Raw genomic sequence first — 13,794 nt, forward strand, 5'->3', positions numbered from 1 at the left:
GTCGTTAAGTTAGCCGCATCAGAAGTCATTCTTGGCTCTTAGGAGTACATCATGGCATTTGATCTCATCACTGTTTCAGACCGTCGTCACTCAAGCCTGCAAAAGGGCTTCAACCTGCGCTGGCCCTTGGGCAACCTGCAGGGTCAGTCCTCGCCCAATGGCGCCAACCTGATTTACCTGTGCCGCAGCCCCCAAGACATCATGGACGCCGCCGCCCAGGCATTGGCCCTGCCCAATGGACGCATCACCGTACGCAGCGGCGGTCATTGCTATGAAGGATTTGTCGCCAACAAGATGCCCGACAGCCCGGATGAGGTGCTGTCGATCCTGGATATCAGCGCGCTGAGCCAAGTGGTGTACGACGCCAGCGGGCAGATTGGCTCTGAACTGAGCCCGACGCAGCCCTTCCGCTACCACTTTCGCCTGGAGGCCGGCAGCCAGATCTGGGACAGCTATAGCGCGTTGTACAAGCAGGCCAACAAGACCTTGCCCGGGGGCTCATGTTATTCGGTCGGATTAGGCGGGCACATTTGCGGCGGCGGCTACGGGTTGCTGTCGCGCAAGTATGGACTGGTGTGCGACTGGCTCAGTGGGGTCGATATCCTGGTGCCTGACAGCCAAGGCAAAGGGCTCGAACCGCGCCATGTCAGCAGGGACAGCACCCAACAGGACGAATTGGACCTGTTCGCCGCGTGCTGCGGTGCTGGGGGTGGTCAATTCGGCATTATCACCAGCTATTACTTCAAGGACCTGCCACCGGCCCCCAAAGAAGTACTGTGGCTGGTATTGGAATGGGACTGGTCAGTACTGACCCAGGATGCACTAAACAATCTGCTGGTGGCTTACCAGCTATGGTTCGCCAGTCATCAGAGCAACCCGGACACCTGGGGCCTGGCAACCAAACTGGAAATGCGCCACGAGCACACGGGCAATATCACCCTGGGCATCCATTATGTGGACAAGGAGGGCGAGCTGAACGACCGTGCGCCCTTCGATGATTTTGTCGACAAGATGCTCACGGCCATCGGTTTGCCTGCCACCGAGTCGCTGGTGCCGTTTCATGTGGTCCATTTGCCGCCTGGCACAGCTCGCGGGCGCCCCATCGACTCAGTGTCATCCGCCCAAGCTGCGACCCGGCGCCTGGATTGGCTGGTGTGCCAGCAAACCTTGAATGGCGCGGGAGATAACCAGCGCGGGCGCTATAAGTCGGCCTACCAGAAAGGAGAGTTCAGCCCTCAAGTGCTACAGGCCATCTGGACTACCCTGACCTGGCCAGACCCTGACAACCACCTGACACAAAGCCTGATCCAGATCCAGTCCTTCGGCGGCCAGATCAACGCCGCCAGCGCGCCCGTGCGCAAGGAGTCGTCGGCCGCCCAGCGTTCGTCCTTCCTCAAGTGGCAACCCCAATGTTACTGGCACGGCGACAGCGCGGCCGCGGATCAAGCCCATGCCGACTGGATCCGTGGGCTGTACGTCAATGCGTTTGCCGATGCTCAAGGCGTGCCGCTCAACAACGCGTTCGAAGGCTGCTACATCAATTATCCCGACCTCGACATGACCTACGCAGGCGGTAATCCGGCCAACGGTAAAAACCCCCAGTGGTACAAGATCTTCTTTCCCGACCTGATGATCGAGAGCCGCTTGCGCCGTACCAAGCAGCGCTGGGACCCGCACAATGTATTTCGTAACGAGATGTCGGTGCCGTAGAACGAAAAAGGGCGACCCGAAGGTCGCCCTTTTTACAGCTCGATCCGCTCGACCTTGCCTACCAGCAATATGTAGGAAAGCGCGCCGAGCAACGCCAAGACCGCGATATAGGTAATGGCCGGCGCAAAGGACGAGCCACTGGCCAGGAAGCCAATCACGATAGGCGTGGCAATCGCCGCCAGGTTGCCGATGAAGTTGAACACCCCGCCGGTCAGCCCCAGCAGACGGGCAGGCGCCAAGGTCGACACCAACGACCAGGTGATCGACGCCAGGCCATTGCCGAAAAACGCCACCGCCAGAAACGCGATGACCCACCCCGTGGAGTCCACATAATTGGCCCCGATGATCGCCGTGGAAATCAGCAGCCCGCTGATGATCGGCAACTTGCGCGCAAAGCCCACCGACGCCCCACGGCGAATCAGCCAATCGGAAAACACCCCCGAACACAGCACACCCACAAACGCGGCGAGGAACGGCAAGGAGGCCAGCAAGCCAGACTGGATAAAGTCCATGCCGCGATATTTCACCAGGTACGTCGGAAACCAGGTCAGGAAGAACCACAGCGTGGAGTTCAGGCAAAACTGGCCCAGGTAGATGCCCCAGAGCTTGCGTTTGCTCAGCACAATGCCTAGATCGGTCCAGCTGAAAGGTGCCTTGACGGTTTTAGCCTGCATGTCCACCAGCCCGCCACCATCGCGGATCAGCTGGATTTCGGCTTCGTTGGCGCCTTTGAAATCTTTGGGCTCGCGGTACACCGCGTACCAGATCGCGGCCCATAGGATGCCGACGCCACCGGTTACCACAAACACCATGTGCCAGCCGTACTGATGTTGCAGCCACGCCAGTACCGGAGTGAGGAACGCCAGGCCGACGAATTGCCCAGAAGTGTAGACGCCGATAGCCGTGGCGCGCTCGCGCTCGGGAAACCAGGTGGTGACCACGCGGCTATTGATGGGATAAGCCGGTGCCTCCAACGCGCCCACGGCCATGCGCAGCACGAACAGCGCGATAAAGCTGGCGGCGAAACCGAGCATCACGGTGGCAATCGACCACAGCAGCAGGGCCGCCGTGTAGAGAATGCGCGGTGGCACCCGGTCTACCAACCAGCCACCCGGGATTTGCATGGCGGCGTAGGTCCAGCCGAAGGCGGAGAAAATCAGCCCGACTTGCACCGGGTCGATCCCCAGCTCGCTGGTCAGCGCCGGCGCAGCAATCGACAGGTTGCTGCGGTCGAGGTAGTTGATGACCACGGTGATGAACAGCAGCACCATGATGAAAAAGCGCTTTCTGCTAGGCGTGACTAAAGAAGCCTGCCCGGTGAGGGATTCAGGGTGCATGGGGGTGCCTCTTTTTATATTTGTTGAGGAAGGAACGCGCTCAATGTGGGAGCTGGCTTGCCTGCGATAGCAATAGGTCAGTTACCCATGTGCTGGCTGACCCACCGCTATCGCAGGCAAGCCAGCTCCCACATTTTTTAGCGCGTTCCAATCAGGTGCAAATCACCACTCGGCAAAACTGCCATCGGCATGGCGCCAGATCGGGTTGCGCCAGCGATGGCCGATGGCCGCGCGCTCAACCACATACTCCTCGTTGATCTCAATGCCCAAACCCGGGCCGTTGGGGATCTTCACAAAGCCCTGGTCGTAGTCGAACACGCCCGGGTCTCGCACATAGTCGAGCAGATCGTTGCTTTCATTGTAGTGAATGCCCAGGCTCTGCTCCTGGATAAACGCGTTGTAGCAAACCGCATCCAGTTGCAGGCACGCCGCCAAGGCAATCGGGCCCAGCGGGCAGTGCAGGGCCAGGGCCACGTCGTAGGCTTCGGCCATGTTGGCGATCTTGCGGGTTTCGGTGATACCGCCGGCGTGGGAGGCGTCCGGCTGGATGATGTCGACGTAGCCTTCGCTGAGCACGCGCTTGAAATCCCAGCGCGAGAACAGGCGCTCGCCCAGGGCGATCGGCGTACTGGTCAGCGGTGCCAGTTCTTTCAGCGCTTCGTAGTTTTCGCTGAGCACCGGCTCCTCAATGAACATCAGCTTGTAGGGGTCGAGCTCTTTCATCAGCACCTTGGCCATCGGCTTGTGCACCCGGCCATGGAAGTCGACGCCGATCCCCACGTTAGGGCCGACCGCATCGCGCACGGCAGCGACGTTGGCCAGGGCCAGGTCGACTTTTTCGAAGCTGTCGACGAACTGCAATTCTTCGGTGCCGTTCATTTTTACCGCCGTAAAACCACGGGCCACAGCCTCTTTGGCGGCACGGGCAGTGTCGGCGGGGCGGTCACCGCCGATCCATGAATACACGCGGATTTTGTCGCGCACCTGGCCGCCCAGCAGATCGCTGACCGACACACCGAGGGCCTTGCCCTTGATGTCCCACAACGCCTGGTCGATGCCAGCGAGGGCGCTCATGTGCACCGCGCCGCCTCGGTAGAAGCCGCCGCGATAGAGCACGGTCCAGATATCTTCGATGTTGCGTGGGTCTTTGCCGATCAGGTAGTCGGACAGTTCTTCGACGGCGGCAGCCACCGTGTGAGCGCGGCCCTCGACCACAGGCTCACCCCAGCCGGTCACACCCTGGTCGGTTTCGACCTTGAGGAAGCACCAGCGCGGCGGAACGATAAAGGTCGTCAGTTTGGTGATTTTCATCTCTTGTCTCTCTTATAGATGCAGCGCCTGTGGGCGCGGAATATGCTCTCAGCCGAGGGCTTTCCAGGCGGCGACATACGCCTGGGCACGGCTCGCAACCTGATCCACTGTCATGCCCGGCTTGAACAGCCCGGAACCCAAACCGAAGCCTTTGGCGCCAGCGTCGGTAAACACCTGCATGTTGTCCGGGGTGATGCCGCCCACCGGCAGCAGCAACGTGCCCGCCGGCAATACCGCCAGCCATGCCTTGATCACTGAAGGGCCCATTTGCTCGGCCGGGAACAGCTTCAACACATCAGCGCCTTCGGCCAGCGCGGCAAAGGCTTCGGTAGGCGTGGCTACCCCAGGCGACAAATACAGACCCGCCGCTTTGGCCGCGCGCAACACCTTGGCATCGCTGTGGGGCATGACGATCACCTGGCCTCCGGCCGCCTTGACCCGCTCGACCTGCTCAGGCGTCAACACCGTGCCGGCACCGATCAGGCAATCGGCGGGCAAGCTGTCACGCAGGATGCGGATGCTGGTGTAAGGGTCTGGGGAGTTGAGCGGTACTTCGATCACGCGAAACCCCGCGTCGTACAGCACCTGGCCGACCGCCTGGGCTTCGTCGGGGCGCAGGCCGCGCAGGATGGCGATCAAACCGTTTTGTGCGAGTGCTTGCTTGAGCATGTCAGGCCTCCAGTACAGGTCGAATGAGCCCGGCGGCTAGCGCCAGTTGCCACAGGCCACGCTCGGTGGCTTCTTGCGCCAGGCTGACGTGGGCAAAGCCGCAAAGGGCGAGGGCGCGTTGATAGCGGGCGCAGAGTGGAGCAGCGCCGACCAGGATGATCGGCTGGTGTTTGGCGGAATCTGGCAGGCCGGCGAGTTCATGGCCGATGAGCAAGCCGGACAGGTAATCGGGTTGCTGGTCGGGCGCCAGCTGCGCAGTGAGCCCAAGGGTACGGGCACTGAACAGGGTTGAGAGCACGCCACGCTGGCCATCGTTGGACAGCGCCACATGCACGCCTCGATCAAACGCCTCGGCCTGGAACTGTTCGCTGGCCTGTTGGGTGCGCCCCAGAATGCTGTGCTTGCTCAACACCGCAAACACTTCGCCGGTCATGAAGGTATCGAAATGGGTAATGCGGCCTTCCACCACCTCGACCCATTTGGAATGGCTGCCGGGCAGGCCGATCAACACCTGGGGCCCAAGCCCTTGCAGCACGCCGAGCACTTGGGTTTCTTCGCCGCGCATCACATTGGGCAGCCCCACTTGCTCGATCACCCCCGGCACGATGTGCACCTGCACCCCGCGCAGGCTGCGTATGCCATGCAACGCCTGGCCCAGGCTGGCGACATCCACCGGCGTGCTGCGATAGGCCGCCTCGCTCCAACCCTGTGCGCTGCCGACCATGCCGCACGCGATCACCGGCAGCCCGGGCTGGGCGTCGAGCCAATCGCCGCAGGCGCTATCGAACGCCAGTTCAAAGCCGTCGGTGCACAGCACGCCGGAAATTTCCCGAGGCTCTGTGGGCAAATGCATGATGCCGGTAGCCAGCGAGCGCTGTTCCAGCACAACGCCCGCGGGGCCGAGTTTGTAAGCACGAAGGGAGCTGGTCCCCCAATCGAGCGCGATCAATTGCGCCTGCATCGCTTCACCTGAAATGAGTGGGTGCTGAAAAAAGCAGATGGGCGAATATAAACCTAGGGAGCTGGATATCTCAATATATAAATATCAATCCCACATAATGAGACAAGACAAGATAAATCCCACAACCCTTCCGGTTTTTACTTAGGGAACGACGCGGGTTTACCGGGTAAGAACGGTTAAAAAATCGACAGGTCCAGCTCGCGCATCGCACCCATCCAGATGGCGTAATCGGTGTGGTCCTTGAGGTCATCACCGGTTTCCGGGTGCAGGAACACCACCAGACCATCACGGTGCAGCGCCAGCCACGGCAACACCACGCCGATATATTCCGGCTCGAACGCCAGCTGGCAACTCCAATCCGGGTGCGGGCCCACCGGCCGCTCGTGCACGCGGCCCATGCGCAACGGGAACAGCCTGGCGGCGTCTTCACAGAGCGTGCGCGCCTGCTCGATCGTGCTGGCGTCGAAGTAGATATGGGCGTGGTAGCCCTTGATACGTTGCATGACGGACTCCGGTTCCACTGTGCGCCGATCCTAGACCGCAATCGATGGCAGGGCCAGCCCGGTCAACGACTGCGCACTGCTGGCCTGTTCCGCCACCAGCCACTCGACAAAGCGGTCCACCAACTGCCCACGGCGTTTGCGCTGGGGCTGCACCACGTAATAGCCAAATCGCGACGTCACCGTGGGGCTGATCGGTCGGCACAGCCAATTCTGCTCCAGCAGGTTATCCACCAGGTGGCGCCAGCCGATGGCGACACCCTGGCCGGCAATCGCGGCCTGGATCAGCAAGGTGTAGTTGTCGAAGCGCAATTGCCCGGGTGTCGGCGCAGCCGTGATACCCAGTTCGCGGAACACGCCGTTCCAGTCGAACCACTGGCTGTTGTTTTCCTGGCGCAGGTGCAGCAACGGGCAGTCTTGCAAGGTCTGCACCGTCAGGGGCGCAGCTTGTTCCTTGAGCCACTGCGGGCTGCACACCGGGAACACTTCCTCATTGAACAACCACAGGCTCTCGCCCTGCTTGAAACGGCCATCGCCGAACAGCACCGCCACATCAATATCGCTGCGCAGGGTGGCGTGGTTGCGCTCACTGGTGACCAGGCTGACATCCACCTGCGGGTTGGCCTGGTGGAAGCGATGCAAGCGTGGCATCAGCCAATAGGCGGCGAAGGCGAAGTCGGTGGCGACTTGCAGCACTTCATGCTGGCTTTGTTGAGTGATGGCGCCCAGGCCCTGGTTGATGTTCTGCAGGCCGCCTTGCACATGCTCGAACAGCAAGGCGCCAGCGTCGGTCAGTTCGATGCCGCGATAAATGCGGTCAAACAGGCGGATCGCCAATTGCTCTTCAAGGCGCTTGATCTGCTGGCTGACCGCCGGTTGGGTGGTGCCCAGTTCCATTGCGGCAGCGGTGAAACTGCGATGGCGTGCCGCTGCCTCAAAGGCGCGCAGCAAATCGAGAGAGAGGTCACCCAGCGCTTCATACATAAGCTCAACTTATCCTAGTCATTGCCGCGCATGGGCTTTACCCATGTATTTATGGACCGCATGCTCATTGGCATAAACACCGCCTATGGAATGCCGAGAAACCATGAAGCGCAAGAACATTCTTTTCATCATGGCCGATCAGATGGCCGCGCCGATGCTGCCGTTCTACGGGCCTTCCCCGATCAAGCTGCCCAACCTCAGCCGCCTGGCGGCACAAGGTGTGGTGTTCGACGCCGCCTATTGCAACAGCCCGTTGTGCGCACCGTCGCGCTTCACCTTGGTGAGCGGCCAGTTGCCGAGCAAGATCGGCGCCTACGACAACGCTGCCGATTTCCCCGCTGATGTACCGACCTATGCCCACTACCTGCGCCGCCTTGGCTACCGCACTGCGCTGTCGGGCAAGATGCACTTCTGCGGCCCCGACCAGTTGCACGGCTATGAGGAACGCCTGACCAGCGACATCTACCCCGCCGACTACGGCTGGGCAGTGAACTGGGATGAGCCAGACGTACGCCCTACCTGGTATCACAACATGTCCTCGGTGCTGCAAGCCGGCCCATGTGTGCGCACCAACCAACTGGATTTCGACGAAGAGGTGGTGTTCAAGGCCCAGCAATATCTGTTTGATCACATCCGCGAGGAGGGCGACCAGCCGTTCTGCCTGACCGTGTCGATGACCCATCCCCACGACCCGTACACCATTCCCAAGCCGTTCTGGGACCTGTACGCCGACACCGAGATTCCACTGCCCGCGACGCCGCCCCAGGCCGACCTTGACCCACATTCCCAGCGGCTGCTCAAGGTCTATGACTTGTGGGACAAACCGCTGCCGGTGGATAAGATCCGCGACGCCCGCCGCGCCTACTTCGGTGCCTGCAGCTACATCGACAGCAACGTCGGCAAGCTGCTGCAGACCCTGGAGGACACCGGCCTGGCCGACGACACCCTGATCATTTTCTCCGGCGACCACGGCGACATGCTTGGCGAGCGCGGCCTCTGGTACAAAATGCACTGGTTTGAAATGGCCGCCCGCGTGCCGCTGCTGGTCAGTGCGCCGGGGCAGTTCGCCGCTGGCCGCGTCACCCAGGCCGTGTCGACCGCCGACCTATTGCCAACCCTGGTGGAATTGGCCGGTGGCGAACTGGACCCGCACTTGCCGCTGGACGGCCGCTCACTGGTCCCGCACTTGCAGGGGCAGCGCGGGCATGACGAAGTGTTTGGCGAATACATGGCCGAAGGCACCGTCAGCCCATTGATGATGATTCGCCGGGGCGCCTACAAATTCATCTACAGCGAAGACGACCCTTGCTTGTTGTTCGATGTGCACAACGACCCGCGCGAGCAGGAAAACCTCAGCCAGTGCGCCGAACATCGCCCTCTGTTCGAGGCGTTCTTGCGTGAAGCACGGGCTAAATGGGACATCCCGGCAATCCATCAACAGGTGCTCGCCAGCCAACGCCGTCGCCGCCTGGTGTTTGAAGCGCTGACCCAAGGCAAACTCAAGAGCTGGGATCACCAGCCACTGGTAGATGCCAGTCAGCAGTACATGCGCAACCATATCGACCTCGATGACCTGGAGCGCAAGGCACGTTTTCCACAACCCTGCCAAAACCAATAAGTAGACAGAGGGAAGGCCATGCAAAAGTTGACCGTGGTACTGAGTTTGATGGTGCTCAGCAGCGCCCAGGTGTACGCAGACACTCGCTGCGACACGGTAAAGATGGCCGATCCAGGCTGGAGCGACATTGCCGCCACCAACGCCATCACCAGTTTCCTGCTGACGGGCATGGGCTACCAACCCAAGGTCGACACCCTGGCGGTGCCGATCATCTTCGGCGGGCTCAAAGACAGCCAGGTGGATGTCTTCCTCGGCAACTGGATGCCGGCGCAGCAAGGCTTCTACGACAAGTTCGTGGCCAACGGCGATGTGGTGCAACTGGCGAAGAACCTGGAGGGCACCGAATTCACCCTCGCGGTGCCGGACTATGTGTGGGACGCCGGGGTGCATGACTTCGCCGACCTGAATAAATTTGCCGACAAGTTCGACAAGAAGATCTACGGCATCGGCTCCGGCGCGCCGGCCAATATCTCGTTGCAGGAGATCATCAAGAAAAATGATTTCGACCTGGGGCAGTGGAAGCTGATCGAGTCCAGCGAACAAGCGATGCTCGCGGAAGTTTCGCGAGCCGTTAAGAAACAGCGTTTCGTCACCTTCCTCGGCTGGACTCCGCATCCGATGAACGTGCAACTGAAAATGCGTTACCTCAAAGGCGGCGAGCAGTACTTTGGTGCCACCGGCAGCGTGTACACCTTGACCCGCAAGGGTTACGCACAAGCCTGCCCCAATGTCGGGAAACTGCTGACCAACCTGAGTTTCACCCAGGCCATGGAGAACAGCATCATGGCTGACGTGGCCAACAACAAGGTCAGCAATGCGCAGGCGGCGAAGGCATGGATCAAGGCCAACCCGGCGGTGCTGGACCAGTGGCTGGAGGGGGTGAAAACCCTGGATGGCCAGGAGGCGTTGCCGGCGGTAAAAGCCAAACTCTGACGTTAAAATCGGACGCAGAGCGTCCCGAGCAGCATTCCCACGCAGAGCGTGGGAACGATCACTCTGACGCCTGCCGCTGCCCCCTGTGGGAGCTGGCTTGCCTGCGATAGCGTCACCCCGGTATGCCTGTCACACCGAGGCGCCAGCATCGCAGGCAAGCCAGCTCCCACAAGTACCCATGCATATTGATACTCTTGCCAAAACCCTTTACCCGAGCCTGCGATGCCCCGGCCCACCCGCCATACACTCTTGCCCTTCCTGCGCTGGCTGCCGCGCCAAACCCGCGCCAGCGTCGGCCGGGATGCCATCGTCGGCCTCAGCGGCGCGGTGCTTGCGCTGCCGCAGTCGATTGCCTACGCATTGATCGCCGGTCTCCCACCCGAATACGGGCTCTACGCCGCCATCATCCCGGTATTGATCGCTTGCCTGTGGGGCTCGTCCTGGCACCTGATCTGCGGGCCCACGGCCGCCATCTCCATCGTGCTTTACGCCAGCATCAGCCCATTGGCCGTGCCAGGTTCACAGGACTACATCACCCTCATCCTGTTGCTGACCTTCCTCGCCGGAGTGTTCCAGTGGCTGCTCGGCCTGCTGCGCTTCGGGGCGCTGGTGAACTTTGTCTCCCATTCGGTGGTGCTGGGTTTCACCCTGGGCGCCGCTGTGGTGATTGCCCTGGGGCAACTGCCCAACCTGCTCGGGTTGGATTTACCCAGCCAGGCCACGGCTATCAATGGCCTGCTGGCGCTGATCGACCATCGTGGCGAGTGGGACCACGCGTCCCTGGCCCTGGGGCTGGGAACGTTGCTGGCAGGCATGCTGCTCAAGTACCTGGTGCCACGCTGGCCCACACTGTTGATCGCCTTGGTGTTGGGCAGCCTGGCGGCATGGCTGTGGCCGGCGATGTTCGGGCATGTGGCACGGGTCAGTTCGTTTATCGGCAAATTGCCGCCGTTCAGCCCATTACCGATGGACCTGGACCTGGTGCTGCGCCTGCTGCCCAGTGCCGTGGCGGTGGGCATGCTCGGGCTGGTGACCAGCCTGTCGATTGCCCGTTCGCTGTCGGCCCGCTCGCAACAACTGCTCGACGCCAACCAGGAAGTACGCGCCCAAGGTTTATCCAACATCGTGGGCGGATTTTTTTCTGGCTACCTGTCAGCCGGATCGTTCACCCGCTCGGGTCTCAGTTATGAGGCGGGTGCCTGTTCGCCATTAGCGGGAGTGTTTTCGGCCCTGTGGGTGGCGTTATTCGCGTTATTTGGCGCAGCGTTGATCGCGCATATTCCGATCCCGAGCATGGCGGCGAGCATCCTGCTGATTTGCTGGGGCCTGGTGGACCACCGCGGCATTCGCGCGCTGTTCCGGGTCAGCCGCGCCGAATTCGTGGTGATGAGCCTGACCTGCGTCGCCACCTTGCTGTTGGAGTTGCAAACGGCGATTTATGCCGGGGTGCTGGCGTCGCTGTTTTTCTACCTCAAGCGCACCTCGCAGCCACGGGTTCAACACTGGCGCGACGGTGAGGCGGATGTGTTGCGGGTAGGCGGCTCGATCTTTTTTGGCGCAAGCCATTACCTGCAAGTGCGCCTGCAGCGTTTGCAGGGCGAGCGGGTGGTGATCGAGGCGCAGCAGATCAACTTTATCGACTATTCCGGGGTGGAGATGCTGCATCAGGAGGCGCGGCGGTTGGCGGGATTGGGCCGTAGCTTGACGTTGCGTGGGGCCAGGCCGCAGGTGGTTGAGGAGCTGAAAAAGCTCGACGGGCCCGATAACTGCCCCATCGACTTTGAAGACTGAACCCGATCAAAACTGTGGGAGCTGGCTTGCCTGCGATAGCGGTGGGTCAGCCAGCACATGGGTAACTGACCTATTGCTATCGCAGGCAAGCCAGCTCCCACATTTTAACTGTGCCCCATTTGGAGTGTGGAATCAGGCCAATTGACGGCGCAGTTCGGCCAGTACCGGCGCCGAATCCGGACGCACACCACGCCACAGCAAGAAGGCTTCCGCCGCTTGTTCCACCAGCATGCCCAGGCCATCCATCGCCACCGCCGCGCCTTGCTCGCTCGCCCAGCGGCAGAACGCAGTGGGTTGCTTGGCGTACATCATGTCGTAGCAGAAGGTCTTGCCCGGCTCGATCAGGCTGCCGGCAATCGGCGGTACGTCGCCTGACAGGCTGGCCGACGTGGCATTGATGATCACGTCCACCGGCTCACGCAACCAGTCGAAACCACTGGCAGACACCGGGCCCAGGTCATCGAACAGCTCAGCCAGTAACTCGGCTTTTTCCACGGTGCGGTTGGCGATGATCAACGACGAGGGTTGCTGCGCCAGCAACGGCTCCAGCGCACCGCGCACCGCGCCACCGGCGCCCAATAACAGAATGCGTTTGCCTTGCAGGGCCAGCCCGGCATTGACCGTCAAGTCGCGCACCAGGCCTGCGCCGTCGGTGTTGTCGCCCAACAAGGTGCCGTCATCCAGTTTGCTCAAGGTGTTCACGGCACCGGCGCGCTGGGCTCGTTCGGTCAGGGTAGTGGCCAAACGGTAGGCCTCCTCCTTGAACGGCACGGTCACGTTGGCACCACGACCTTGTTGGAAAAACTCACGGGCACAGGCGGTGAAGTCCTCCAACGGCGCGAGCATCGTGCTGTAGTCCAACTGCTCGCCGGTCTGGGCGGCGAACAGACGGTGAATCAGCGGCGATTTGCTGTGGCCGATGGGGTTGCCGAACACGACATAACGGTCCATCACACCGCCGCCTTGGGCGCGGCAACGCCGAGCCAGTCACGGTCTTGCAGGAAATAGTCGGTAAGGCGCGCCTCTTCGCTGCCAGCTTCGGCCTTCCAGTCGTAGCTCCAGCGTACCTGGGGTGGCAGCGACATCAGGATCGACTCCGTACGCCCGCCCGATTGCAGGCCGAACAGCGTGCCACGGTCATAGACCAGGTTGAACTCAACGTAGCGGCCCCGACGAAACTCCTGGAACTGGCGCTGTTGCTCGGTGTACGCCATGGCCTTGCGACGCTGCACAATCGGCAGGTAGGCGTCGATGTAGGCATCGCCGATAGCGCGGATGAAGGCGAAGCAGGAGTCAAAGCCCCACTCGTTCAAGTCATCGAAGAACAACCCACCGATGCCACGGGGCTCGTTGCGATGCTTGATGTGGAAGTAGGTGTCACACCAGGCCTTGTAGCGTGCGTACACATCCGGGCCAAACGGCGCACAGGCCTGCTCGGCCACGCGGTGCCAGTGAATGCAGTCTTCTTCATTGCCGTAATACGGGGTGAGATCGAAGCCACCGCCGAACCACCACACCGGTTCTTCGCCTTCTTTTTCAGCGATGAAAAACCGCACATTGGCGTGGGAAGTCGGTACATGCGGGTTATGCGGATGGATCACCAGTGACACGCCAAGCGCTTCAAACCCACGGCCGGCCAGCTCGGGGCGATGGGCACTGGCAGACGGTGGTAAACCGCTGCCGAACACGTGGGAAAAGTTGACGCCGCCTTTTTCGATCACCGAACCGTTTTCCATCACACGGGTGCGACCGCCACCGCCGGCTGGCCGGGTCCAGGCGTCTTCGATAAAGCGCGTGTCCGTCTCGAAGGTTTCCAGGGCGCTGCAAATGCGGTCTTGCAGGTCAAGCAGGTAGGCTTTAACGGCCTCGGTGCGGGTAGTCATGGCATCACCTTGAATCGGGCAAAGCTACGCGAGGCCCATGGGGCGTCGGCGGCAAATGGGCGCACAGGATACCACTGCGCCTACATGCCACTGCACT

At 61.3% G+C, this 13,794-nt stretch carries 12 protein-coding genes; 4 read left to right on the plus strand and 8 right to left on the minus strand.

Annotation, left to right across the window (positions count from 1 at the left end):
* Positions 1 to 51: 51 nt before the first annotated feature.
* Complete coding sequence (locus tag V8689_RS29590) at positions 52 to 1,710, plus strand: FAD-dependent oxidoreductase (RefSeq protein WP_150073522.1); 1,659 nt, start codon at positions 52 to 54, stop codon at positions 1,708 to 1,710.
* A 32-nt stretch (positions 1,711 to 1,742) separates the two neighbouring features.
* On the opposite strand, the gene V8689_RS29595 is transcribed toward V8689_RS29590, so the two are convergent.
* From V8689_RS29595 to V8689_RS29620, 6 genes are all read right to left on the minus strand, one after another.
* On the minus strand, positions 1,743 to 3,047 hold the full coding sequence (locus tag V8689_RS29595; RefSeq protein WP_032894350.1) for an MFS transporter: 1,305 nt from the start codon (positions 3,045 to 3,047) through the stop codon (positions 1,743 to 1,745).
* A gap of 162 nt (positions 3,048 to 3,209) precedes the next feature.
* On the minus strand, positions 3,210 to 4,358 hold the full coding sequence (gene dgoD, locus V8689_RS29600) for a galactonate dehydratase (protein WP_003187297.1): 1,149 nt from the start codon (positions 4,356 to 4,358) through the stop codon (positions 3,210 to 3,212).
* Between the two features lie 48 nt (positions 4,359 to 4,406).
* The gene (locus V8689_RS29605) at positions 4,407 to 5,027 is read right to left on the minus strand and encodes a 2-dehydro-3-deoxy-6-phosphogalactonate aldolase (RefSeq protein ID WP_056790697.1); all 621 of its coding nucleotides are present in this window, start codon (positions 5,025 to 5,027) and stop codon (positions 4,407 to 4,409) included.
* 1 nt (position 5,028) lies between these two features.
* Positions 5,029 to 5,988: a 2-dehydro-3-deoxygalactonokinase gene (locus tag V8689_RS29610; protein ID WP_056790700.1), complete on the minus strand. Its 960-nt coding sequence runs from the start codon at positions 5,986 to 5,988 to the stop codon at positions 5,029 to 5,031.
* Positions 5,989 to 6,164: 176 nt separating this feature from the next.
* The gene (locus tag V8689_RS29615; RefSeq protein ID WP_032894353.1) at positions 6,165 to 6,491 is read right to left on the minus strand and encodes a DOPA 4,5-dioxygenase family protein; all 327 of its coding nucleotides are present in this window, start codon (positions 6,489 to 6,491) and stop codon (positions 6,165 to 6,167) included.
* Between the two features lie 30 nt (positions 6,492 to 6,521).
* A complete protein-coding gene (locus tag V8689_RS29620; RefSeq protein WP_032894354.1) occupies positions 6,522 to 7,472 on the minus strand; it encodes a choline sulfate utilization transcriptional regulator in 951 nt (316 codons plus the stop codon).
* Between the two features lie 103 nt (positions 7,473 to 7,575).
* Between V8689_RS29620 and betC the strand changes: the two genes are divergently transcribed.
* The 3 genes from betC (at position 7,576) to V8689_RS29635 (ending at position 11,814) form a co-directional block, all read left to right on the plus strand.
* Positions 7,576 to 9,090, plus strand: a complete 1,515-nt coding sequence (gene betC, locus V8689_RS29625) for a choline-sulfatase (protein WP_056790704.1) — start codon at positions 7,576 to 7,578, stop codon at positions 9,088 to 9,090.
* Positions 9,091 to 9,108: 18 nt separating this feature from the next.
* Entirely contained in the window at positions 9,109 to 10,023 is a 915-nt protein-coding gene (gene choX / locus V8689_RS29630) for a choline ABC transporter substrate-binding protein (RefSeq protein ID WP_056790707.1), read from the plus strand.
* A 222-nt stretch (positions 10,024 to 10,245) separates the two neighbouring features.
* Complete coding sequence (locus tag V8689_RS29635) at positions 10,246 to 11,814, plus strand: SulP family inorganic anion transporter (RefSeq protein ID WP_056790710.1); 1,569 nt, start codon at positions 10,246 to 10,248, stop codon at positions 11,812 to 11,814.
* 132 nt (positions 11,815 to 11,946) lie between these two features.
* Here the strand turns inward: V8689_RS29635 and aroE are convergent, their stop codons facing one another.
* A complete protein-coding gene (gene aroE, locus V8689_RS29640; protein WP_056790714.1) occupies positions 11,947 to 12,765 on the minus strand; it encodes a shikimate dehydrogenase in 819 nt (272 codons plus the stop codon).
* On the minus strand, positions 12,765 to 13,697 hold the full coding sequence (gene hemF, locus V8689_RS29645; protein WP_056790717.1) for an oxygen-dependent coproporphyrinogen oxidase: 933 nt from the start codon (positions 13,695 to 13,697) through the stop codon (positions 12,765 to 12,767). The genes aroE and hemF overlap by 1 nt, the downstream gene beginning before the upstream one ends.
* Between the last annotated feature and the right edge of the window lie 97 nt (positions 13,698 to 13,794).

Origin of the sequence: Pseudomonas sp. AK181, assembly GCF_051122975.1 — a bacterium.
Taxonomy (GTDB): domain Bacteria; phylum Pseudomonadota; class Gammaproteobacteria; order Pseudomonadales; family Pseudomonadaceae; genus Aquipseudomonas; species Aquipseudomonas lactis.